The sequence below is a fragment of the Cloacibacillus sp. An23 genome, assembly GCF_002159945.1.
GTDB lineage: Bacteria > Synergistota > Synergistia > Synergistales > Synergistaceae > Caccocola.
Map to the genome: position 1 here is coordinate 240,999 of NZ_NFJQ01000003.1, position 23,122 is coordinate 264,120.

At 62.5% G+C, this 23,122-nt stretch carries 23 protein-coding genes and 1 riboswitch; of the genes, 5 read left to right on the plus strand and 18 right to left on the minus strand.

What is annotated here, in order from left to right:
- Positions 1-2: 2 nt before the first annotated feature.
- The 5 genes from B5F39_RS04305 to B5F39_RS04325 all read right to left on the minus strand — a co-directional run bounded on the left by B5F39_RS04305 (position 3) and on the right by B5F39_RS04325 (position 5,819).
- The gene (locus B5F39_RS04305) at positions 3-869 is read right to left on the minus strand and encodes a sirohydrochlorin cobaltochelatase (protein WP_239391089.1); all 867 of its coding nucleotides are present in this window, start codon (positions 867-869) and stop codon (positions 3-5) included.
- A gap of 208 nt (positions 870-1,077) precedes the next feature.
- Positions 1,078-1,195: riboswitch (cobalamin riboswitch) on the minus strand.
- Between the two features lie 171 nt (positions 1,196-1,366).
- Entirely contained in the window at positions 1,367-2,365 is a 999-nt protein-coding gene (locus tag B5F39_RS04310) for an aldo/keto reductase (protein WP_087364314.1), read from the minus strand.
- 40 nt (positions 2,366-2,405) lie between these two features.
- Positions 2,406-3,392 (minus strand): alpha/beta hydrolase, encoded by a 987-nt coding sequence (locus B5F39_RS04315; RefSeq protein WP_087364316.1) that lies wholly within the window; start codon positions 3,390-3,392, stop codon positions 2,406-2,408.
- Positions 3,393-3,493: 101 nt separating this feature from the next.
- Entirely contained in the window at positions 3,494-4,399 is a 906-nt protein-coding gene (locus B5F39_RS04320) for a LysR family transcriptional regulator (protein ID WP_087364318.1), read from the minus strand.
- Positions 4,400-4,478: 79 nt separating this feature from the next.
- A complete protein-coding gene (locus B5F39_RS04325; protein ID WP_087364389.1) occupies positions 4,479-5,819 on the minus strand; it encodes an MATE family efflux transporter in 1,341 nt (446 codons plus the stop codon).
- Positions 5,820-6,318: 499 nt separating this feature from the next.
- On the opposite strand from B5F39_RS04325, the gene B5F39_RS04330 reads away from it, so the two are divergent.
- Complete coding sequence (locus tag B5F39_RS04330; RefSeq protein WP_087364391.1) at positions 6,319-7,251, plus strand: DUF362 domain-containing protein; 933 nt, start codon at positions 6,319-6,321, stop codon at positions 7,249-7,251.
- 119 nt (positions 7,252-7,370) lie between these two features.
- Here B5F39_RS04330 and B5F39_RS04335 read toward each other — a convergent pair whose 3' ends face one another.
- Positions 7,371-9,344 carry an FAD-dependent oxidoreductase gene (locus tag B5F39_RS04335; protein WP_087364320.1) on the minus strand — a complete coding sequence of 658 codons (1,974 nt, stop codon included), beginning with the start codon at positions 9,342-9,344 and terminating at the stop codon, positions 7,371-7,373.
- A gap of 114 nt (positions 9,345-9,458) precedes the next feature.
- On the opposite strand from B5F39_RS04335, the gene B5F39_RS04340 reads away from it, so the two are divergent.
- Together B5F39_RS04340 and gspG are read left to right on the plus strand one after the other, a co-directional pair.
- A complete protein-coding gene (locus tag B5F39_RS04340; protein ID WP_204245032.1) occupies positions 9,459-10,094 on the plus strand; it encodes a cyclase family protein in 636 nt (211 codons plus the stop codon).
- Positions 10,095-10,148: 54 nt separating this feature from the next.
- A complete protein-coding gene (gspG, locus tag B5F39_RS04345) occupies positions 10,149-10,577 on the plus strand; it encodes a type II secretion system major pseudopilin GspG (RefSeq protein WP_087364322.1) in 429 nt (142 codons plus the stop codon).
- A 72-nt stretch (positions 10,578-10,649) separates the two neighbouring features.
- Here gspG and B5F39_RS04350 read toward each other — a convergent pair whose 3' ends face one another.
- The 6 genes from B5F39_RS04350 to B5F39_RS04375 form a co-directional block, all read right to left on the minus strand.
- Positions 10,650-11,015: an ACT domain-containing protein gene (locus B5F39_RS04350; protein WP_087364323.1), complete on the minus strand. Its 366-nt coding sequence runs from the start codon at positions 11,013-11,015 to the stop codon at positions 10,650-10,652.
- Positions 10,996-11,715 carry a GntR family transcriptional regulator gene (locus B5F39_RS04355; protein WP_158095932.1) on the minus strand — a complete coding sequence of 240 codons (720 nt, stop codon included), beginning with the start codon at positions 11,713-11,715 and terminating at the stop codon, positions 10,996-10,998. The genes B5F39_RS04350 and B5F39_RS04355 overlap by 20 nt, the downstream gene beginning before the upstream one ends.
- Before the next feature lie 177 nt (positions 11,716-11,892).
- A complete protein-coding gene (locus B5F39_RS04360) occupies positions 11,893-12,561 on the minus strand; it encodes a hypothetical protein (protein WP_087364327.1) in 669 nt (222 codons plus the stop codon).
- A 136-nt stretch (positions 12,562-12,697) separates the two neighbouring features.
- Positions 12,698-13,588: a Sir2 silent information regulator family NAD-dependent deacetylase gene (locus B5F39_RS04365; RefSeq protein ID WP_087364328.1), complete on the minus strand. Its 891-nt coding sequence runs from the start codon at positions 13,586-13,588 to the stop codon at positions 12,698-12,700.
- Positions 13,539-14,306, minus strand: coding sequence for a protein-ADP-ribose hydrolase (locus B5F39_RS04370; protein WP_087364330.1), 768 nt, complete (start codon positions 14,304-14,306; stop codon positions 13,539-13,541). Before B5F39_RS04370 ends, B5F39_RS04365 begins: the two co-directional genes overlap by 50 nt.
- 62 nt (positions 14,307-14,368) lie before the next feature.
- Positions 14,369-14,998, minus strand: a complete 630-nt coding sequence (locus tag B5F39_RS04375) for an NAD(P)-dependent oxidoreductase (protein ID WP_087364332.1) — start codon at positions 14,996-14,998, stop codon at positions 14,369-14,371.
- A gap of 152 nt (positions 14,999-15,150) precedes the next feature.
- Here B5F39_RS04375 and B5F39_RS04380 point away from each other — a divergent pair, with 152 nt between their 5' ends.
- Entirely contained in the window at positions 15,151-15,486 is a 336-nt protein-coding gene (locus B5F39_RS04380; RefSeq protein WP_087364333.1) for a helix-turn-helix domain-containing protein, read from the plus strand.
- Between the two features lie 90 nt (positions 15,487-15,576).
- Here the strand turns inward: B5F39_RS04380 and B5F39_RS04385 are convergent, their stop codons facing one another.
- Genes B5F39_RS04385 through B5F39_RS04405 form a run of 5 tightly spaced genes read right to left on the minus strand, consistent with a single transcriptional unit; the run spans position 15,577 to position 21,018 of the window.
- Positions 15,577-16,968 (minus strand): TolC family protein, encoded by a 1,392-nt coding sequence (locus B5F39_RS04385; protein ID WP_087364335.1) that lies wholly within the window; start codon positions 16,966-16,968, stop codon positions 15,577-15,579.
- Positions 16,969-16,984: 16 nt separating this feature from the next.
- Positions 16,985-18,118 carry an ABC transporter permease gene (locus tag B5F39_RS04390; protein ID WP_087364337.1) on the minus strand — a complete coding sequence of 378 codons (1,134 nt, stop codon included), beginning with the start codon at positions 18,116-18,118 and terminating at the stop codon, positions 16,985-16,987.
- Positions 18,115-19,107 (minus strand): ABC transporter ATP-binding protein, encoded by a 993-nt coding sequence (locus tag B5F39_RS04395; protein WP_087364339.1) that lies wholly within the window; start codon positions 19,105-19,107, stop codon positions 18,115-18,117. Before B5F39_RS04395 ends, B5F39_RS04390 begins: the two co-directional genes overlap by 4 nt.
- The gene (locus B5F39_RS04400) at positions 19,082-20,029 is read right to left on the minus strand and encodes an ABC transporter ATP-binding protein (RefSeq protein ID WP_087364341.1); all 948 of its coding nucleotides are present in this window, start codon (positions 20,027-20,029) and stop codon (positions 19,082-19,084) included. Before B5F39_RS04400 ends, B5F39_RS04395 begins: the two co-directional genes overlap by 26 nt.
- A complete protein-coding gene (locus B5F39_RS04405) occupies positions 20,026-21,018 on the minus strand; it encodes an efflux RND transporter periplasmic adaptor subunit (protein WP_143330651.1) in 993 nt (330 codons plus the stop codon). Before B5F39_RS04405 ends, B5F39_RS04400 begins: the two co-directional genes overlap by 4 nt.
- Before the next feature lie 181 nt (positions 21,019-21,199).
- On the opposite strand from B5F39_RS04405, the gene B5F39_RS04410 reads away from it, so the two are divergent.
- The gene (locus B5F39_RS04410) at positions 21,200-21,784 is read left to right on the plus strand and encodes a TetR/AcrR family transcriptional regulator (RefSeq protein WP_087364346.1); all 585 of its coding nucleotides are present in this window, start codon (positions 21,200-21,202) and stop codon (positions 21,782-21,784) included.
- 127 nt (positions 21,785-21,911) lie between these two features.
- Here B5F39_RS04410 and B5F39_RS04415 read toward each other — a convergent pair whose 3' ends face one another.
- The gene (locus B5F39_RS04415; RefSeq protein WP_087364348.1) at positions 21,912-22,868 is read right to left on the minus strand and encodes a magnesium transporter CorA family protein; all 957 of its coding nucleotides are present in this window, start codon (positions 22,866-22,868) and stop codon (positions 21,912-21,914) included.
- Positions 22,869-23,122 lie beyond the last annotated feature (254 nt).

Here is a 23,122-nt window from a genome sequence, read left to right on the forward strand (position 1 = left end):
GTTTATTTCATCATGTCCTTTATCTTAGTCACGAAGAGCTCGGCCATGTTCGGGTCTTCGCCGAGACCGACGAGGCGCGTCGAGATGTTCTTGAAGCCCGCGGCCTTGAGCTGGTTGATCCACGACTCGTCGTCATCGGCGCCCGCGAGGTCGTTGTTCGCGTGGTCGCCCGCGACTATCATCAGCGGAGAGAGCACGAGCGCCTTCGGCTTCGCCTGCTTGAGGCCCGCTATGACGTTCTCTATCGTCGGGGCGGCCTCGACGGTGCCGAGGAAGAAGCGTCCCGGAGCCGCCGCGTCGAGCGAAAGCTGGAGCTGGCTGTACATCGCGTTCGCGATGTGCTCCGGCGTGCCGTGTCCCATGAGGACTATCGCCGTGCCCTTCTGCGCGAGCTCCTTCTCAAAGCGCTTTACGAGGATCTGCGCCATCACGTCGCAGTCCTTGACCGAGGCGAGGTACGGCTGGCCTATGCGCAGCTCCTCGAAGCCGTACTTGCCCTTCACCAGCGCGAGGCCGTTCACGAGGCTCGATATGTCGTCGTACTCCTCGCCCGGGATGATGTGCATCGGCATGACATAGACGTGCGTGAAGCCCTCGTCGTTCATCTGCGCGAGCGCCTCGGCGGGCGTCGGTATCACGACGCTCTGCTCGCGCGCCAGCTTCCTGCGGATGATGTTCGAGGTGTAGGCGACGCGCACCTCTGTCTCGGGGAACGCTTTCTTCGTGGAATCGACGAGGTTGTCGATAGCCTTCTTCGCCTCTGGCATAGAGGTGCCGAACGAAGCTATCAGTATGCCGCTCTTGTCCTCTTTGGGCTTCGCCTCCGAGGCGAGAGCGGTCCCCGCGATCATAACGGAAACAAGTAACATAAGCGTAAGTGCAAACATTTTCATCGCGCTAGGTTCTTCCTTTCCCGCGCCGTCCTCGCGGCGCTCCGGTCAAAATTCAGGCCTGACCAACAAAAAAAGACCCGGCTTCAAATCCGCCGCGTCTTCACCTCTTGCAGCCTTCAGGCCATGCTATGTAGCTGCAAAGGCGTTCGTCCGCGCAAACTTTCCCCCTTTCCCTCCCGGCGTCAGGTTTCCTGGCTCCTCTTCGTCCTCCGCCGCGCCTTCCCGAGCTTGTCAGTGGCATATCGCGGCTTCGTCGGAGTTACAGTAGCGGGACTGCTCCGGTCTCTCACCGGATTCCCTCTCGCCGAAAGCGGCTATTTCATTGTGTCTGGATTATATTACAGCGGCGCAAAAATTTGAAGCGCGATCCGTTTGAGAGCGCGAAAAATATGTCTCAGTGCAAAAAATATGCAAAACGGCGCGCCCCGCGCAAAATTACGGGACGCGCCGCGAAAATTTTCGTTTTACTCGTGTTATCCGCGCGCCCTGGCGACGCCGAAGACTTCCGACATTTCCATGCCGTCGAGCGCCGCGTCCATCGCGGCGACTTCTTCGGGCGAGAGCGTCACATCCGCGGCGCGCGCGTTCTCCTCCATGCGCGCTTCGCTGCGCGTGCCGGGTATCGGGACTATCCACGGCTTTTTGCAGAGCATCCACGCTAGCGAGATCTGCGCGGGTGTCGCGTTTTTCTGCGCCGCGGCGCGTTCGAGCATTTCTATCAGCGCTCGGTTCTTCTCCGCGGCCTCGTCGGTGAACTGCGGCATCGCGGCGCGGTAGTCGTAACGCGCGTCGAAGCGCGAGCCTTTGCCGTAGCGCGCGGTGAGGAAGCCGTTCGCCATCGGCGAGAAGGCGACGAAGCCCACGCCGAGCTCTTCGAGCGTCGGGAAGAGCGATTCGTACCCGCGCGCCATCATCGAGTAGCGGTTCTCGACCGCGGTCACGGGGCAGACGGAGTGCGCGCGGCGCAGGTAGTTTTCGTCCGTCTCCGAGATCCCCCAGTGCGTTATCTTGCCTTCACGTATCAGCTCCGCCATGACGCCGGCGACCTCTTCTGGCGCGACTTTCGGATCGGGGCGGTGCTGGAAGTAGAGGTCTATATGGCCGGTGCGCAGACGGCGCAGCGAGCCTTCGACGGAGCGGCGTATGGTTTCGGGCCGCGAGTCGGGAATCAGCGGATAGGGGACTTTTCCGCTCTCCATGTCGAAGCTGAGGCCGAACTTCGAGACGACGACGACTTCATCGCGCACCGGCGCGAGCGCCTCGCCGACGAGCTTTTCGTTCGCGTGCGGGTCGTCGGGCGTGCCGTAGACCTCCGCCGTGTCGAACATCGTGTAGCCGAGTTCGAAGGCGCGGCGCAGGAGCCGCACCGATTCCTTGTCGTCGAGCGGCGCGCCGTATGCGTGCGACAGCCCCATGCAGCCGTAGCCGAGCGCCGACACTTTCAAATCTTTTCCTAAAATCCGCTGTTTCATCTTCGTTCCACTCCGTTTCCGTAAATCCGTGCGCGCGCCGTCAGTTCCGCGCCGCCGCCTGTTTGTCTATCTGTCTCTGCCAGAATTTCGCCGCGCCGTAAATCCAGCCTTCGGCGTTCGTGCCGGTTCCGAGGCCGAAGCCGTGTCCGAGCCCCGCGAATTTATGGAACTCGGCCTCGATTCCCGCCGAGCGCAGGACTTCGGCGCGGCGCGCCATCACGCGCCAGTCGGCTATGCCGTCGGCGTCGCCGCAGCACATATATGTGGGCGGGTCGTCCCTCGTGCATTCGCGGTGCCCCGTGTACTGCATGACGACCGCGCCGGGGCGCGGCAGCTCGCCGCCGCCGAAGGCCGCGGGGCCGTAGGAGCCGAGGTATGCCGCCATGCGCGCGCCCGCCGAGCCGCCCCAGAGCGAATAGCACTCAGTGCCGACGCCGAGCTCCTTCGCGTGTTTGAATACGAATGTTATCGCTCGCGCGAGGTCTTCGCAGGCCGTCTGCGCGCCCGGGCGGTAGATGAGCGCGAAGGCGTTGCAGCCCATTTTGGAAAGTTCGAGCGCGTGCGGGAAGCTGTCGTGCATCGCGCCGACGTAGGCGAAGCCGCCGCCCGCGCAGCAAATCGCGAAGGGTTTGCCGCGCCCGCCGCGGAAGAAGAAGAGCCCCGTGTCGCTCTTGCGCGGGTCCGCGGCCTTCTCGGCATCGGTGTATATGTCGTAGAATATCTTTTCGCCCGACGCGGCGCGCGTTCTGAGATAATTCGCTATCTCGACTGTCTTGTCGGGGTCTATATGGCTGTACCACGTGAGCCGCAGCGCGCCGAGCGTCTCGCCGCTCCAGTAGCCGCGTTCGGCGGGGAAGATGAGCCTGCCGTGGTTTCCGAACGCGGGGTCGTTCATGACCTCGGTTATGCGAGTCTCGCGCGTGTACGGCTCCTCCGCGCGTTCCGCGGCTTCGGCGCTGATTGCGGAAAACGCCTGCGCGCAAAGCAGCAGCGCAAAAACGGCGGCGAATATCGCGGCGTTTCTCATTTTTCATGATTCCTCCTTCTGTGCGTCCGTTTTGCGCAGAGTATAAAAAAATCGAGGCTTCCGCGGAAGTCTCGATTCGTTCGCCACTGTGAACCTTCGGGTTATAACCGTCCGTCGCGCCGGTATATCTCCTCTACCGCCGAGATGCAGTCGCGCACCTGCGGCGAGGCGTCGTGCGCGTGGAGCAGGCCGAAGGGTATCGCGTGATTCCATTCGACCGGGATTATGCGCAGCAGCGGGTGGACGTTCCGCCAGCTCTCTACAGCCATCAGCAGGCTGTTGCCGTTCTCGCAGCGGTTGAAGACCTCCGTGTTGTAAAAGTCGAAATCGACGATGCGTATCCGCGGATGATTGCGCGCGAGGTCGTCGCGCAGCGCGTCGGCCTGCTTCATCTGCCCGCGGCTGATGAGCATGAAGCTTTCGCCGTAGAGGTCCGTCACGGAGAGCCGCTCCTTCGCGGCGAGCGGGTGCGAGAGCGAGACGGCGCAGCAGATAGGCGCGCGGAAGAGCTCGAGGCCGTCGCACTGCCGGTATTCGAGCAGAGTCTCGTCGAAGATGCCCGCCACCATGTCTATGTCGCGGCCGAGATTTTTCAGTATCTCGCGCGCGTTCTCGGGCGTGTTCTCAAAGGGGACGACGCGGAATTTCAGTTCGGGCCGCAGCTCGTGGAGCTTCGGCCACAGTTTGACGAGTATCTCCGCTGGCGTCATCGGCGAGGTGCCGACGCGTATGACCGCACCGTCGCTGCGCGAAGCCTCGCGCGCGCGTTTGACGGATTCTTTCGAGTACTGGATTATATATTCCGCGTCACGGCGCAGCGACTCGCCCGCCGCCGTGAGGACGAGGCCTCGGTGCGTGCGCTCGAAGAGCTTGAGGCCGAGCCGCGCTTCGAGCAGATTCATCTGCTTTATGACCGCGGTCGGGGAGATATGGAGCGCGCCGGCGGCCTTCGTGAAACTGCCTGAGTCCGCGACCTTCACGAACGTGTCGAGCTGCGGATTGTACATTTTTATCGGCCCCCTCCGCGCGCGGCGCTTTTTTCTAAATTTTATCCGCGCGCCGCCGCCGCGTCCAGAGAGCCGCCACCTACGCCGCGCTCCTTTCCGTCAGGCGGCGCGCGCGGCGCAGCCAGACCGGCACGAGGAAGGAGAGCGCGCCCATCCACGCGAGCGGCGTCGCGAAGCATATCCCCGCGTAGCCGAAGAAGCGTGCGAGCAGGAAAGCCGCCGCGACGCGCATCACGAGCTCCGCGACGCAGGCCGCGAACGGCGTGCGCGCGTCGTCCATGCTCTGCAGCGCGGAGCGGTATATCACGAGCAGGCCGAGCAGCGGATAGAACGGAACGACGACGAAGAGATAGCCGTAGGCCGCCTCGTTTATCGCCGCGGTCGCGCCCTCGACGAAAAGCGGCACGACGAAGCGCCGCCCGAGAAGCATCACCGCGCCCATTACTATGTTCGCGGCCTCGAGCTGGAGCAGCGAGGCGCGCACGCCGGCCTTTATCCTGCCGCCGAGCCCCGCGCCGTAATTCTGCGCGACGTAGCCCGCTATCGCGACGCCGAAAGCTCCGTTGACGAGCACCGAAAGCTGATCGACCTTAGTAGCCGCCGTGAAGCCCGCGACGACATCCGCGCCGAGGCCGTTGACCGCCGTCTGCATCGCGAGCAGCCCGACGCACATGACCGACATCTGGAAGCCCATCGGGAAGGCGAGGCGCAGATGGTTCTTAAAGAGCAGCGGCGACCTGTGCCAGTCGTTGCCGAGCACGCGCAGCTCGCGGAAATACTTCACGCCGTAGAGCGCGCAGAGCGCGGCGGATATGAGCTGCGACAGCACCGTCGCCCACGCCGCGCCCGCGACGCCCATGCCGAAGGGCACGATGAAGACGTAGTCGAGCACGATGTTCAGGAACGACGAAAATATAAGGAAATAAAGCGGCGTCCTGCTGTCGCCGAGCGCGCGCAGCACGTTCGAGACGAGGTTGTACGCGACCGTCGCGCCGGTGCCGAGCATTATGACGAAGAGATAATCGTACGACATGTCGTAAATTTCCGTCGGCGTGTCCATCCATCGTATTATCGGGTGCGCCGCGAAGCAGCCGAATAGCGTCAGCGCGACGGAGAAGGCGAGCGACAGCAGAGCCGAGGCCGCGATTGAGCGCCGCACGCCGACCTCGCTGCGCGCGCCGAAGCGCTGGCCTATGCAGATGCCGAAGCCGCCCGTCAGCCCCTGCACGAAGCAGAGTATGAAATATATGAAAGTCCCCGTAGAGCCGACCGCCGCGAGCGCGCCCGCGCCCATCGTGCGTCCGACTATGATCGTGTCGGCGAGAGTGTAGAAAAGCTGAAAGAGGTTGCCCCCGATGATCGGGAGCGTAAAGGCGAAAACCGTCCTCGCCGGCCCGCCCTGCGTCAGATCCTTTACCATTCCGTATGCTCCTTTGCCTGTTCCGCGCGCGCCGCGCATCATGCAAAACCGCGCGCGGCCGCGTCCGCGTTTCGCCGGGCCCCGTTTGTACGGGTTGGGCGCGAAACGCCCGCAGATGGCATATTGTAGTACTGTGCGCCGAAAATTCAAGATGTTTTCGTAAATTCATCGTAAAGGCGGCGAATCGCGGAAAAGCGCGCACGCCGGCCGCGCTTTCGGTAAACCGCGGGAAATTCCGCGGCGCTGCGACGCCCGCGCGAAATTGGGGAAACTCCGTCAAACCGCCGCCACGGCGCGGACGCGCGGCGAGACGGCACAAATCCGCGAAAGCGCCCCCGCGCCGTGCCGCTTCCCGCGGAGCGCCGCCTTGTCCGTGCATCTGCCCCGCTTCGGCAAATCCCGCGCGCTTGACTTACAGCGCCCTCTAACGGCTATGCTCGGCGGAAAGGGCGCACCGCCGTCAGCCGCGTCCGCATTCATTATGAAGGGAGCTGTCGTTATGAAAAAGTTGTTCGTATGCGCCGCGGCGTTTCTTTGCGCCGCGCTCGCCGCCGCCGGAGCCGAGGCCGCAGTCCCGAAGGTCTACTTCACGAAGGAGATAAGTCCCGAGGGAATAATGAAGGTCTACAACGCGCTCGAGAAGAAGGCCGAAGGGAAGAACGTCGCCGTCAAGATAAGCACGGGTGAGCCGCCAGCGAGCCATCCGCTTGACGCGAAGCTCATTAAAGAGCTCGTGCAGCACGTGAAGGGTTCCATCGTCGAATGCAACACCGCCTACGGCGGCGCGCGCGGCGACACCTTCGAGCACATGCGCGTCGCGCTGGAGCGCGGCTACACGAGCATCGCCTACGTGGACATCCTCGACGCAGACGGCTCTATGGCGCTGCCCGTGAAGAACGGGAAGCATCTGAAAGAAGACCTCGTCGGCTCGCGCTTCAAGAACTACGACTATTACGTCGTACTCTCGCACTTCAAGGGCCACGCGATGGCGGGCTTCGGCGGCGCGATAAAGAACATCTCGATAGGGCTCGGTTCGCGCCGGGGCAAGGCGCTGATACACAGCGGCGGCAGAAGCACTAGCAACGTATGGTGCGGCGAGCAGGACGCATTCCTCGAGTCGATGGCCGAAGCCGGTAAAGCCGTCACGGACGCGCTCGGCGGCAAGATACTCTACGTCAGCGTGCTGAACAACATCTCCGTGGACTGCGACTGCAACCCGTCGCCGGCGAAGCCTGAGATCCACGACATCGGCGTGCTGGCCTCGACCGACCCCGTGGCGATAGACCAGGCGTCGATAGACCTCGCCTTCGCGGCCGAGGGCAGCAGGCCGCTCGTCGAGCGCGTCGAGTCGCGCAGCGGCCTCCACACGCTCGAATACGCGGAGCAGATAGGGCTCGGCAGCAGGAAGTACGAGCTCGTGAAGCTGGACTGAGGGTGTGCGCAGCGCCGCAAATCACGCGGGATTTTCCAAAATGAACGCCGCGCCGTAGATTTTACGGCGCGGCGTTTTTTACGTCGTTCGTGCTGCGTGTGCCGGGACGCGCGGCGGCCTTACTTCCTCAGCAGCATGAGCTCGCCGACGGCGGAGGCGAGCTCGCCCTTCGTCAGTATATCTTCGCCCGTGTATTTCTCCGTCAGCGGGGCGAGCGTCTTCCGCTCGTCCTTGAAGAGCTCGGCGAGCCACGCGCCGAATTCGCCGCGCGTCACTGTGTCGAAGCCCCGGCGCGGCGGGAACTCCATGCGGCCGAAGACGCGGCGCAGCGCGTCGCGTACCTCGAGCCAGTGCATCTCGTCGTCCGCCCCGTAGATGACTTCGGAGGCCGGGTCGAGATAGCCGTAGAGCATCGAGAGTTCGACGCCCTTCCACCACAGCGAATCCTGCGGCACGTCGTCGAAGCGGTAGAGCGAGAGCCTGTCGCGCGCGTCGAGCAGCAGCGACTGCACGTCGAGCGCGCGCACGTCGCGCGGCTGTACGCCTTCGCGCACAGACACCGCGGCGAGCGCGCCGGCGGCCTGCCCCGTGAGCATCGTCACGGGCTGGAGGCGAGTCGAGCCGTTGACTATGCGCGAGACGGAGATGTTCTTCTCAGCGGCGAGCAGGCCGTCGATCTTTTCCGGAATGAGCGCGCCCATCGGTATCTGGAAGAGGCCGCCCTTCCACTCTTTGTCGGGCGGTATGTCCTCGGCGCGCTCGTCGATGTCCCTGTCGAGGAACTCCTTGTCGCGCAGTCCGTGTATGTCGGTCGGATATTCGCCGAGCGCCACCGCGTTGGACTTGGTCTCGAGCGTGCGCCCGAGCTTCATGTCGCGTATCACGTCCTTGACGGTCATCGTCTCGACGCCGGCGATGCGGCGGCTTTCTCGTATGTATGGGAACGGCGGAAAGTGCTTGAGTATCGTCTCGAACTCGGGCGGCATCTCTTTCCATTCGCGCCAGCCGTTGCCGAACCATCCGCCGTAGCCCTGGCGGTCGTCAACCGACCAGTCGGCGAGGCCGAGCTCGTTCTGCATGTAGAAGAGGAAGCAGAGCGTCTTCGCCATAGCCTCGCGGTCCATCTCGCGGCGGTACTCTTTGTCCTCGAGATAGCGCGCCGGCATACCGGCGTGTCCGTCCTGGCGCTCCGGGTAGTCGTTCGCCCAGTTGACGGCGCTGCGCGTGATGAGCGGCCACGTCTCGGGCCGTCCGCCGTCTATAAGCGGGCTGGCTGGGTTGGATATGTCCGGCATTCCTCTGTATGCCTTGAAGACGTTCGGATTGAAGGGCGCTTCGCCGGGCCAGCCGTCGCCGCCTACTGCTATGACCTCGCGGAAGTGCGGCGCGTATTTTTCGTATCCGGGCGGGCGGTGCGTGAACCTGAGCTCCTCAGGCACGCCCTCGGGATAGCGCCTGACTACCGCGACGTATGTGATGTCCTGTATGACTCCGTCGATCTCCGTCGAGGAGTCGCCGTGGCCCGCGCGGTAGCGCGCGCCGGTGAGCGGGATGAAGTCTCCCGCCTCTGTCGCGTCGATAAATATCTTCGCGCGGAGCTCGAGCTTCTCGCCCTCTTTGTCGGCGAGCGCGGCTTTCACGACGCCGTCCTCAAGCTTGGCCTCGGTCACGCGCGTTTTCATAAACAGCGAGATGTTCCCCGTCTCGCGCATCATGTCGAGCAGAGTCATCTGTATCACCCACGGCTCGAATGCGAATGTGTCAGAGCCCCAGTAGCATGTGTTCACGGGCGTCTCGCGCGCCTCGTAGTAGGCGGAGGCGCGGCGCAGGAACTCGCCGTATATCCCGGTGCGCGTCCGGCGCACGTCGTCCATCGTCGATACGCCGCCGCCCGTCATCTGGCCGCCGACCCAGTCGGATTCCTCCACGAGCGCGACATCCATTCCGAGACGCGCCGCCTGTATCGCCGCGGCGCTGCCGCCGCAGCCCGCGCCTATCACGGCGACGTCGAACTCCATGACCCGCGGCCCTTCCGCGCGCGCCGGTGCGGCGGCGAGAAGGAGAGCGAGAAACACGAACAAAAACTTCTTCATAAAGATTCCCCCAAAGCTTTATGGCCTTGCAAAAACTTTTTGATTATACTATACGGGCCGCCGCTTATACAGGACGAAGATAAATTACGGAAAACGGCGGAGGAGGCGGACGAATTGAGAATCATAGACCTTAGCCGCGCGATAACGCCGGGGATGCAGGTTTTCCCCGGAGACCCCTCGCCCGCGGCGGAACGGACGGAGTGCGGCGGCTTCCGCACGACGAACCTATCGCTCTGCTCGCACACGGGGACGCACATGGACGCGCCGGCGCACCTGGCGTCCGAGAGTTTGACGCTCGACGCGATGCCGCCCGAGAGCTTCTGGGGGCTCGCGCTGCTCGTGGACGTGGGCGGAGCGGCCGGGCGCGAGATAGAAATTTCCGACCTGGCGCCGTTTGAGGAAAAGCTGGCGGAGGCGGACTTCCTTCTGCTGCGCACCGGCTGGGAGGACAAGTTCGGGAGCGCGGCGTACCTCGAGGGCTTTCCCGTGTTTTCCGAGGCCGCCGCGAAATATGCGCTCTCGCTCGGCGTGCGCGGCGTCGGCGTGGACGCGATATCCGCCGACCGCGTCGAGAGCGCGGATTGCCCGATACACAAGACGCTGCTGCGCGCCGGGGCCGTCATAATAGAAAACCTGCGCGGTCTGATGGAGCTGCCCGAGGGCGAGACCTTCGTCCTCGCCGCGCTCCCGCTGCCGCTCGCCGAAGCCGACGGCGCGCCTGCGCGCGTCATGGCGGTTCTTGAAAATTGACGGCGCTGACTGTAATATAAATCGGGACGCAAACTTCACGGAGGTGCGAAAAGAATGACCGGACGGAAAAAACGCAGGGGCTTCACCCTCATCGAAATAATGGTCGTCGTCGTCATCATCGGGCTGCTTTCGGCGCTCGTCGGCCCGAGGCTCATGGGGCAGAGCGACGAGGCGAAGCGCAAGACGACGCAGACTCAGATAGCGCAGCTCGAGCAGGTGCTGGGCCTTTACTACCTAGACAACGGCTTCTACCCGACCACGGCGCAGGGGCTCGACGCGCTGGTCAAAAAGCCGTCCATGCCGCCAGAGCCGCTCAACTACGCGGACGGCGGCTATATGAAGAAGACGCCGAAGGACGCTTGGGGGAGGGACTTCATCTACGTCTGCCCCGGAGAGCACGGGGACTTCGACATAATCTCCTACGGAGCCGACGGGCAGGAGAACGGCGAAGGGGCCGCGGCGGACATCAACAACTGGGAATAATCGCGAACGACGCACGAAAAGCGCGGGGGCTTCCGATGGACGGAGGCCCCCGCGTTTTTCGTCGGGCGCAGCTCAGGCCGTTTCGTATCCGTTCTCTGCAAGCACGGCGACGGCCTTCGCGATGTTTTCTTTTTTCGTGAATATATAATCGGTGTTATAGGTCGATACGGCGAATATTCCTATCCCGTTTTCCGCCATGAGCGAGGATATGCGCGCGAGTATCCCGACGAGCGAAAAGTCGAGGACGCCCTCTATCCTGAAAGCGGCCCAGCCGTCGTCGCGCGCCTCAGCGCCGCGCGGCGCGCGGGCCGTTTCGCAGACCAGAGATGATTCTTCGTCCGTCTTCGCGGCGAAGCAGAAGGCGGAGCTTAAGTCTATCTGCTCCGGGCCGCTCACCCTGCATATCGAAAATTCACCGTCAATCCTCTTGATCTTCATCTGTTTTTCCTTTCCGCCGCCGCTGTTCCTTTGAGCCGCGCGCCGGAGAGCCGAGGGCGCGGACGACCTCGTCTTCCAGCCCCTCGGTGTCGCCGGAGCAGAACATCTCGAGTATCCTGCCGAGGCTCTCGACGGCCTCGTCGCGGTAAGGGCCGCCCTCCGCGTCAGCGCGCGGGCGGCAGAGCTCGGCTATCGTCAGCCCCGCTTCTACTATGAAGACGTTGCCGGTGGCCTCGAGCATAGCGCGGTGGAATTCCATGTCGTAGCCGGCGGCCTCAGACGGCGACTCGCGCCGCGTCCTGCTGAGGCCGTCGAAGGCCTCTCTAGCGCGCGTCCTGTGCTCGTCGGTCGCCCTCGCCGCGGCGAGGCGTATGTAGGCGAGGTCGAAGAACAGACGGAATTCGCAGAGTTCCTCGTCGTCGCCGCCTGCGCGCGCTAGTCCCGGCAGCAGCCTGTTCAGCAGGCTCGGCCCCGACGCGCGGCGCAGATAGGTGCCGCGCCCCTGCGAAGTCTCGACGACGCCGAGAATCTGAAGCATCTTCACCGCCTCGCGTATGCTAGACTTGCCGACCCCGTAGCGCTCCGCGAGCTCGCGCTCGGACGGAAGCGCCTCTCCTGGGCGGAATTCGCCGCTCCTGATGGAATCCTGTATGCTTTCGAGTACGAGCTGCGAAAGAGTGCCTTCTCTTTTCAGCGTCATCGCCGTCCCTCCACTGCCGCGTTTCGCGCGCCGCCGTTTGTTTGATGCCATGTAACGTTATTATGATAGCACATATAACGGCGGCTAAAATGGAACGCAGGCTGAGGAGGGGACGCCCTGCGTCATGCGGCTTTCGCCTGCTTTGCGCGCAGCGCCGCGAGCCGTTTTGCCCGCGTACTACAGCGAGGCTCCGTAGAAGACGAGCGCCGGGCCGAGTATGGCGAGCGCTCCCGGCATGACGTAGGAAGATATTTTCCCCATGACCCTCTCAGCGCACGCGACTGCGGCTGTCCCGCGCAGCCTGTTGTATCCCGCGTAGAGCAGCAGCAGCGGCAGCACGTAGACGAAATTGTAGACGCAGAAGAGGAACAGCACGGCGGACTGCGGTATGTTCGCCCCAGCCGTCATCGCAATGAAACTAAAGTACGGAAGCGCGCTGGTCAGCTCTACGCCGCAGAAGGCCGAGCCCATGATGAAGAGCGCAAGCGGGGAGAGAACAGCCGGAGGCTTCGCCGTCCCCCCGTCCGCCGCGGGGCGGTATCTCTCACGCGCCGCAAGACCTGTCCCGAGTGCGAGCGACGCGAGCCCGGCCGTGAGCAGCGCCGCGCGGAGATACGACGGATACGACGCGGCGGCTGCGGAGAAGAGGCGCGACGCCCACGCCGCGAGGCCGTAATATACGGCGAGCCCCATGCCGAAGTTTGTCAGCCCGATGCCGGCGATGAAGAACAGGACGCTGCGCTTTTGCCTGACCATCGCCATGAGCAGCATCTGCTGCGCTATCGCCGATGGATTGAGACAGTCGAAGAAGCTCGCGGTCAGAGCCGCGCATATCAGCCATAACATAAATATCCCCTCCTAAAAAATAAGCGCCAAACTCATACCACTAAGACCTACGGCATGATTTTGACGCTTTTATCCGTCCGGCGACGGATGTATCTTTATTCAGCTCAGGGATTTTTATCACGCGGGCGCGGAAATGTCAAGCCGCCTTCGCCAGCTCCGCACGCAGCGCCGCGAGGGCGCGGGCTATGTCGCCGCGGATGAAGAGAAAACGCTCCGGCGCGGAATCGGGCGTGAAAACGTCCGACAGGTTGACGGAGACGCAGACGGCGCGCGGGTTCGCCTTCGTCATGCGCAGGAACGGATATTTTATTATCCCCGGCGTGTTGCCGCCGACGCCGAGCTCGAGGAATAGCAGCCGCGCGCCATCGTGTGCGCGCAGGAACTCCGCGTAGCGCGCCGCCGCGGCGCGCCAGCCCTCGTCCTCGACGAACGTCATGTCCGTGCGCAGGTTCATCGACATAGGCGCGCCGCAGCGCGGACAGTGCGGAATAAGCTCCTTCGGCACGCGCATGTTTTTCTGCTCCGCGGCCATGCGGCGCACGGCCGCCTCGTTGTCGTATGTCGCGTCATGGCACGGGCGCGAGCACTGCCAGAGGCCGTAGTCGCCCTGGGTGTAGAAGAGCCGCTTTTTGTCGAAGCCCGCCTTCTGGAACTGGTGGTCTACGTTCGTCGTTATGACGAAGTAGTCGCGCCCGCGCATCAGCGCGAGCAGGTCGAGGTAGGGCGCGCCGGCCGGCGCGGCGTAACGGTTGATATATATGCAGCGGCTCCAGAAGGCCCAGTGCTCCGCCGTGCTTTCGAAGCGGTGGAAGCCGGCGCTGTACATGTCCGTGAAGCCGTATTTTTCTATGAAGTCGGCGAAATTTTCCGTGAAGCGCGGCCCCGAGTAGTCGAAGCCCGCGGCCGCGGAAAGCCCCGCGCCCGCGCCCACGACGACGGCCTCCGCGGCGTCGAGCGCTTCCGCGAGCCGCCCGAGCTTATCGCAGCAGTCTTTTGTAAATGTCGTAGTCGATTTCTTTGAAAACATTGAAAATCACCTTCATCGCGGAATTGCGCTCCGCGAGAAATTTTTTGACCTCGGCGACGGCGATGCGCGCCGCCTCTTCGTTCGGGTAACCGTACTCGCCGGTCGATATGCAGCAGAAGGCTATGCTCCCTACGCCGCGTTCCGAGGCGAGCGCGAGGCATGAGCGGTAGCAGGAGGCGAGCAGCGCGCGGCTCTCTTCGCCGGGCTCGCCGCGCACTATCGGGCCGACTGTGTGTATTACGTAACGGGCCGGAAGGTTCCAGCCGCGCGTTATCTTCGCGCGCCCGGGCGGCTCGTCGCGGCCCTGCGCGCGCATCAGCTCCGCGCATTCGAGACGAAGCTGAACGCCGGCCGCGGAGTGTATCGCGTTGTCTATGCAGCCGTGGCACGGGACGAAGCAGCCGAGCACCGCGCCGTTCGCCGCGTTGACTATCGCCTCTGCGCGCAGCCGCGTTATGTCCCCGCGCCATAGATAAAGGCCGCAGGGCTCGGGCTGGAGAGCGCGCCAGTCCACGACGCCGCGCCTCTCGCGCTCTTCCGCAAGGAACTCGTCCTGCACGCGCAGAAATTCATCGGATACCGGCTCGGGCGGGCGCACGTTCATCAGCGAGCGCAGGAGCCGCCGCCCCTCGCCGCCGCGCGGGATTTCCGAAAGCTCCGCGCCGCGCTCCGCCGCGAGATATTTTATGAGATAAGCAAGACGCGCCTCCTGTTCCATGACTTCACGACCTTTTCAAAAATCATGGGCCGCGCCTTCACGCAGCCCGCCTTTCGCCTGTTTTACTCCGCGTAGACAGAGATGCGCTCGTTCTCGTATTTGCCGCTCTCTATGACGTCGAGCATCGCCGCAGCGTAGTCGGCGTAGCTGATGAAGCTCTCGCCCTTCGCGTTCGTCGTGAACTCTTCGCCCGCGAACTTATATTTTCCCGTGCGTTCGCCCTCGGCGCGGAAATCGGCCGCGGGGCTGAGATAGGTCCACTTCACGTCGCGGCGCGCGCGCAGCGCGTCGAGAGCCGCGCCCATGTTCGAGGCGAGCGGCTTGAAAACGTCGGGGAAGTCCGGCGCGTCCATCACGCGCGTCTTGTGCTCCGCGTCGGTGTAGAGGCTTCCCGCTCCGCCGACGATGTAGAGGCGCGAGGGCGAGCCGCTCATCGCGCCGCAGATGCGGGCGAGCGAGGTCACGTGCTGCGGCAGAGTCTCGGGCGTCCACGCCCCGAAGGCGTCTGCCACCGCGTCGAAGCCTTTGAGGTCGCCCGCAGTGATGTCGAAAACATCCCTGATGACCGCCTTCGGCGCGGCGCTCCTGTTTTCGCCGCGCACTATCGCCGTGACGTCGTGGCCGCGCTTCACGGCTTCTTCCGCGATAAGTTTTCCAGCTTTTCCGTTCGCGCATATAACAGCTATCTTCATATCAGATTCCTCCGTATTTTCTTGATTTTGCCGAAGTCCCTTGCGTTCCCCCCGACGCCGTTATAATATGGCTGTAGCGAAAAATTTTAAAGTAAGCACTTTATTGTGACATAGTTACCGAATAGAAACTATTGTGAAGGAGACGGAGAAAATTGAATAAAGAGCTTCCGGCCTGCCCGGTAGAAACGACTCTCACACTCATAAGCGACCGCTGGAAAGTGCTGATAATCCGCGACCTTCTTAGCGGCACGAAACGCTTCGGCGAGCTGCGCAGATCGGTCGGGAAGGTCTCGCAGAAGGTGCTGACGGCGAACCTGCGCTCGATGGAGGAAAGCGGCCTGCTCACGCGCAAGGTCTACCCGGAAGTCCCGCCGCGCGTCGAATATACGCTCACGGAAGCCGGCATGAGCCTGAAGCCCGTGATCGACGCTATGTGGTCGTGGGGCGAGGATTACAAGAAGAAACTCGCTAATGGAGAGACGGCGTGAATTTCGGGCGGACGGCAAGCGCGAGAGACGGGCGGCGCGGCGTGCGGCGCTCATAAAAAAGCGGCGGGGTCTCGCCCCGCCGTCTTCGTTTTATTTCCCTATCGCGTATATCAGGTCGGCTTCCGCGGTCTTTATGTCGTAGAGCGCGGTCGCGGTCTCCGTCAGCGCGTTGACGAGCGCGAGACGCGAGTCGGATTCTTCCAGCGACGTGCCGACGTTTTCCTCGTAGCGGCGCACCGCTATGCGGTAGTCCTCGCGCGCCTGTTCGGTCTGGCGCGAGGCGACTTCGAAGCGGCTCAGCGCCGAGGCCATGTTCTGCTCGGCCTGCACTACCTCCATGCGTATCGAGTTTTTCATGTCGTCGAGCTGGAAGAGCAGCTCTTTCGCCTTGGCGCGCGCCTCGCGCGTCTTCGCGCGCGCTTCGCCGCTGTCGTAGAGGTTCCAGTAGAGCCCTATCGCCGCCACCGGCTCGCCGTTGTCGGTCGGGAAGAAGTTGTCTTCCGCAGTTACGTAGGCGACGGTGCCGAGTATCTGCGGCAGCAGTTTGCCCTGCTCGGCGCGCGCCAGCTTCTCGGCCTGCTTGCTGAGCAGCGCGTAGGCCTTGAGCTCCGCGCGCGCGCCGAAGGCGGCTTCGACGTTGTCGCCCTCCGGCATACGGCTGACGAAAGGTTCAAGCTCTTTGACCCCGGCCGGGTCGTCGAGCAGCTGTTTGGCGAAGGCGTCCGGCTCCGCGAGCTCAACCTCGGCCGGGTCCGCGCCGACGGCCCTGCGGAGCGCGGTCATCGCGTTGGCCTCGGCGCTCTTGGCGCGTATCAGGGTAAGTTCCGACTCGGAGACGGAGACTTTCGCGCGCAGCACGTCGCTTTTAGCGACCACGCCGGCGGCGAAGAGCTTCTCGGCGCGGCCCAGATGTTCCTCGGCCAGCCGCAGCGCCTCTTCGGCGACGCGGCGCTGAGCCTGCGCGTCTCTGAACGAATAGTAGGCGCGGCGCGTGGCGTTCTCGACGGACTGTTCCGTCCGCAGCTCCTGGGCCTCGGTAGCGCCGAGCGCGAGCCGTTCGGCCTCTTTCTGGGCCGTTAGCGACCCGCCCGCGTATATGACCTGCGACAGTCCTATCGCGGCGGCGTAGGTGTGCGAGCCGACGGCGTTGATCGACCCTATCCCGGGAATGCCGGTGTCCATTACTACGCCGTCCTTCTGCCACATCGCGCCGAGTCCTCCGAAGAGGTCGGGCCCCATCTGCGCGGCTGCCGCGTCGAGGCTGGCCTTGGCTGCTTCGGTGCGCTGCTTCGCCGCGGCTATCTGCGGATTTTCGGCGCGCGCGGCTATCAGCAGCTTTGCGAGCGCCGCGTCCTCGACGAATTCTATTTTCTCCTCGACGACGGCCGCCTCTCCCATCGCTTCCTGAGCAGCGCAGGGCGCGCAGGCGAACATGGCGGCGGCGAGCATCGCGGGCAAAATCTTCCATTTCTGCATTTCCATCCGTCCTTTCCGTCGCTTACGGCACGAAGCGGCGCTTGAACATCATCACGGCGCTGGTGAACATCACCGCGATGTACACGGCGAGCGCGAGCGTGTCCTGCCACACGTAGGCCATGCCGCCGCCCTTGAGTATTATCTGGCGCGATATATTTATGTAATATGTGATGGGGAAGCAGCGCCCGAGGTACTGGAAGCCCTCCGGCATCGATTCGAGCGGGAAGACGAAGCCCGAGAGCAGGACGCTCGGCAGTATGATGAAGACGGACATCTGAAGAGCCTGAGTCTGGTTCTGCGCGAAGCAGGAGATCATTATGCCGAGCGAGAGGCTCGCGACGACGTAGAAGAATGTCAGCAGGTAGAAGAGCGTCATGCTCCCGAGGAAGGGCATATTGAAGACGAATATGCCGACGACTATCGAGATGAACACCTGCACGTAGCCGACGACGATGTATGGGATTATCTTCGCCGTCAGCAGCTCCCATATCTTCATCGGCGTCACGAGAAGCTGTTCGAGAGTCCCCTGCTCGCTCTCGCGCACTATCGCCATAGACATCATGGAAATCAGCGTCAGAGTCAGCAGAAGCCCCATGATGCCCGGCACGAGGTACCACGAGGTCACGAAGTCCGGGTTGTACCAGAGCCTTATCCTCATGTCCACCGCCTGCCCCGGTACTCTTATTCCGAGGCGCGAGAATTTCTCGGCGAGTATCTCCTGCGACTTGAGCATCCCTATCGTCTGCGCAGCCGCGAGCCCCGACGACGCGCTCAAGTTGTCCGTCGCGTCTATTATCACCTGCACGGAGGTCTGCCGTCCGCCCTTTATGTCGCTCGCGTAGTCGGGCGGGAATACTATTCCGACCTTCGCGAAGCCCGATTCGACGCTTTCGTTGACCTCCTTCATGCTCGACACGTAGCGCTTCACGTCGAAGTAGTTGCTCGCCGTGAGGCTGTTTATCATCTCGCGGCTCTCCTGCGTCCGCGACTGGTCGAAGATGACCGTGTTCAGGTGCTTGATGTCGGTGTTTATCGCGAAGCCGAATATCAGAAGCTGCGCGAGCGGCATGAACACGATTATCGCGAGCGTTATCTTGTCGCGCATGACCTGTATGAATTCCTTGACTATCAGCGCGCGCATTCTGTCCCAGTTCATTCAGCCACGTCTCCTTTCGCCGCGCCGCCGGCCGTCGCGCTGCCGACGCCCGATATGTGTCCCTCGCCGAGGTCGTCGTGGGCGTGCGACTTGACCAGATATACGAAAACGTCCTCCATCGACTGCTGTATGCGCCTGACGCGGCAGCCCTCGAAAAGCCCCTCCTCCGTCAGTTCGCGTCCATCGGCGGCTAAGATGTGCAGCTTGTCGCCGAAGAAGTAGGAGTCTATGAAATCGCCGCCGTTTTCCGCCTGCACCTTAGCGAGCAGCTCCATAGGCTCGGCGCACGAGACCTCGTAGAGCTTGCCGGGCAGCCTCTTTTTCAGATTGTCGGGCGAGTCGTCGGCGATGAGCCGCCCGAAGTATATGAAGGCGACCTTGTCGCAGTGCTCCGCCTCGTCCATGAAGTGCGTCGTCACCATCACCGTCGTCCCCTGCGAGGCGAGGTCGTAGATAATGTCCCAGAAGAGCAGCCGCGCCTTCGGGTCGACGCCGCTCGTCGCCTCGTCGAGGAAGAGTATCTTCGGCCTGTGCAGTATCGCGCAGCCGAGCGCGAGGCGCTGCCGCCAGCCGCCCGAGAGCGAGCGCGTAGGCTCGTCCTCGCGTCCAGTCAGCCCCGCGAGCTCGAGCATCTCGTCTATGCGCTTTTTCTTCTCCGCGCCGCGCAGCCCGTAGAGGCCGGAGTAGAGGTTGAGATTTTCGATTACCGTGAGCTCGGGATAGAGCGAGAACTTCTGCGACATGTAGCCGACTTTTTCCTTCAGTTTCTGCCCGTTCGAGGCGAGGTCCATCCCGAGGACGAGTCCGCGCCCCGAGGTCGGCGCGAGCAGGCCGCAGAGCATCCGTATCGTTGTGGACTTCCCGGAGCCGTTCGGCCCGAGGAAGCCGTAGACCTGCCCTTCTTCTATAGATATGTTGATGTCGTCGACGGCGGTGAAGGAGCCGAATTTTTTCGTAAGATGCTCAGTCTGCACTACTACGGGCGGCATCGCTCTCACTCCTTCCCGCGAAGGCCACGAAGAGGTCCTCGAGCCCCGGCTCCATTTCGCGCATCTCCGGTGCGGACTCGCCGTGCTCGCGGAAGGCCTCCTCTATTGAAGCGCGCGCCCCTTCCGCGTCGTCCGTGACGATATGGTAATTCGTGCCGAACATGTTCGCGTCCGTTATATTGGCGCGCCCCGCGAGCCATTCGCCCGTTTCGCGCCGTCCCGACGCGAGGCTCAGTATCTTATACGGATAGCGCGAGAGCAGCTCGCCCGTCGTCCCGACGTCGAGGATGCGCCCGCCGCTTAAAAACAGCTTCCGCGTGCATAGCTCCGCCTCGTCCATATACGGCGTGCTGACGACTATCGTCAGCCCCTCGTGGTTGAACTGGTAGAGCAGCGCCCAGAACTCGCGCCGCGCTACCGGGTCTACGCCTGTCGTCGGCTCGTCGAGAAGTAGTATGTCCGGCGTGTTCAGCAGCCCTATAGCGAGCGCGAGCTTCTGCTTCATGCCGCCCGAGAGGTTGCCCGCGAACCTGTCGCGGAAGCCCCACAGCCCGACGCGCGACAGTATGAACTCCGCGCGCTCGTCCACGGCTTTTTCCGGTTTTCCGTAGAGCGACCCGAAAAGATTTATATTTTCCATGACGCTCATGTCCATGTAGAGGCTGAAAATCTGCGGCACGTACCCCGCGCGCAGGCGCGCCTCGCGCCTGTTCGGAGAACCCAGCAGCCGGCATTCGCCAGCGTCTGGATTGATGATGCCGAGAGCTATGCGCATCATCGTCGTCTTCCCCGCGCCGTCCGGGCCGATGAAGCCGAATATCTCCCCGCGCTTTATATCGAGCTCGACGCCGTCCAGAGCCCTCACGGCGCCGAAGTTCTTAGTCACGCCGTGATAGCTGAGGGCGCTCGCCGGTTCCGTCATAGTATCGTTACGTCCGCCGGCATTCCGGGCTTTATGACGCCCCCCGTGTCTTTTATGGAAACCTTGATCCAGAAGACCATGTTGGCGCGCTCGCTCTGCGTCAGCGACATGCGCGGGTTGTACTCGGCCTGCTGGTTTATCTCCGTTATTGTCGCCTCGAAGGCGCGGTCGGGGTACGGGTCTACGAAGACGCTGCATTTGCCGCCGAGCTTGACGAGCGAGAGCTGCGTAGACGGAATGTAGAGCTTCACCCAGCAGTCGGTGAGGTCACCGAGAGTAGCGACGGCGGCTCCGGCGTTTATCACGTCGCCTATTTCGTAATTTTTCGTGAGCACGACGCCGGAGACGGGCGAATAAAGCTCTTTGTAGCCGACCAGAGTCTGCGCCTTCTTATAGGCGGCCTCGGCGTTAGCCAGATTGGCCTCCGCAGCCGCTATCTCCTCTTTGCGCGGCCCGTTCTCGAGCAGCCTCAGCTGTTCCTCCGCGGCGCGCATCGTGTCCAGCGCGGACTTTGAGTTCTCGACTGCAAGCTCCGCCTCGCGCTCGGCCACTACGCCGTCCGCAGCGAGCGCAGTGAAGCGCTCCTCGTCGCGTTTGGCCTGCTCGTACTGAGCGCGGTACGCGCCGACCTGGGCCCTCGCGCGCGCTATGTCCTCTTTGCGGTAGCCGTTGTTAAGCTCGTCGAGCTTCGCGCGCGCCGCGTTCAGCGAAGCCTCCGCCATCTTGACGTCGTCGTCGGCCCCGTCCATAGACAGCCGCGCGATGAACTGCCCTTTCTCGACGTGGTCGGACTCATCTATCGCGAGCTCGAGAATGCGCCCTCCGGCGAGCGGCGCGAGCTGCACCTGCGTGACCTCGACCGTCCCCGAAGCGCGGACATGGCTGTCGTCCGGGCGTTCCTTGAAATAAACCGCGACCGTAGCGCTGGCCACCAGCAGTACGATTACTACGGCGGCGATCTTGCCTGACATAGATTTTGGCAAACCCACCGTTTACGCCTCCTTAAAAAAATTTACGTTTTGCCGCATCGTCCGCCCGTGCGCATTATTCTCAAAGCGTTACAATTAGAACGAACGTTCGATAATTATACTCCGCCGGACGAGGCTGTCAACAGCGCGCAAAACGGGTTATTGTGTTATATTAACTGAAGAAGGGAAGTGCGCATTTAAATTGCGGAAGACTGAAAAGGACACCCCGAAAAAGATATTGGAGGCGGCGCTCCATCTTGTCGCGCGCGACGGATATGCGAACGTCTCCATGCGCGACATCGCGCGCGAGGCCGGAGTATCGATAAGTCAGATCTCATACTACTACAACAACAAAGAGGGGCTTGTTTCTGCGCTCGTGAAAGAGCTTAAGGAAACCGTAATAAACGAATTCTGCGCCGGTCTCGAGCGCGTCACGGACGCCGGGGGCTTCGCAGACTACCTCTGCGCGTACGCGAAAGAGAGCGTTTCGCATAACGCCGAGCTTCACAGGCTGCGTATAGAACTCTCTAACCTCGCCATGAACTCCGGGGCGTTCCGCGCGGAGATAAGAGCGGTGGACCGCGAGCTGACGGAAATCCTCGCCTCGCGCCTCGAAGCATGCGAGCCTCCTCTTGCGATAGCCTCGCCGTCGCCCCGCCGCGCCGCCGACTTCATAATCGCGGTCATCTTCGGCGTCGCGGCGCAGTACCTCGTGCGCGGCGGGGAAGAAAAAACGCTCGAGGCGCTTGACGTGCTGCGCGAGACGCTGCGCCGACGCGTGGAATAAAATTTACGCCGGCGCAGCCTGGCATAGCCGCGGCGCCAGAGAAGCTTGCATAAAAAGCCGAGGAACGGGAAGCGTGCCTCCCCGTTCCTCGGCTTTTTTGTTCTTATCTGTCCGCGCGCGGCGTTTATCAGAACATCTTCTTCCGCCACAGCAGCCACGTCGCGCAGAGCGTCAGCGTCGCGGCGATGCATCCGACTATCGCGAAGCCGGCGGGATTGGCGCTCCACGGCACAGGGACGTTCATGCCCCAGAAGCTCGAGACCATCGTCGGTATGGCCATGACTATCGTTATCGAGGCGAGCACCTTCATGACGATGTTCAGGTTGTTCGAGATGACGGATGCGAAGGCGTCCATCATCCCGGCGAGGACGTCCGTCTGTATCTGCGCCATCTCTATCGCCTGGTCGTACTCGATGCGCACGTCGTCGAGAAGGTCCTCGTCCTCCTCGCGAAACTTGATGAGATGAGCGACCTGCGAGCTCGAGCAGAGGCGCAGCAACCGTTCTACGACGACCTTGTTCGAGCGCAGCGACATGGAGTAGTAGGTGAGCCCTTTCTGGAGGTCGAGGAGCTGAAAGAGCTCCGCGTTCTTCATCGACTGGCGAAGGTCCTGCTCTATCTGGTCGGACCTGCGCGTCATCTGGCGCAGGTCTTTAAGGAAGAGCATCGCGGAGCGGTAGAGTATCTGAAAAAGGAAGCGCGTCCTCTTCCACGTGTTGAAGTAGCGGAAGCGCGACTCGGAAAAATTCTGTATTACGTCGTTGTGTTCCTGGCAGACTGTGACGAAATAGTCCGGCGTTATGATGATGCCGAGCGGCAGCGTGTCGTACTCGGAGACGTTGCTGTCGTGGTTCACTGGGACGTTGATAAGGACGAGGATGTGGTTGTCTTCGATTTCGATACGCGAGGATTCCTCGGGGTCGAGCGCCGAACGGACGAAGTCCTGCGGCGCGCCGGTGATGTCCTCGACCTCGTTAAGCTCTTCCGCGCTCGGACGGATGAGCGAGATCCACGCGCCGGACTCGACGGTTGCCGGCGTCAGCTCGACGAGCTGAGTTTCTGTCGTCTTGATTATTTTGAGCATATGATTCCCTCCATACCCGGCTCACCCCGGGCATGGAACGGCCCGGGACATGCTAGCTGCGAATTGAAAAACGTGATTGTCCCACAGGTTCAGGACTTGGGCCGCTTGCGTCCATACGAAAAATTTCCCCTTTGTAGATTTTGGGCCGGTAAACCGGCACGATAAAAGTTTAGCCGCTGAACGTAACACGGTCAAGACGTTCGGCGGCGCGTCGGACTTTTAGATTTTTCCCGCCCGCGCGGGACGTTGGCCGG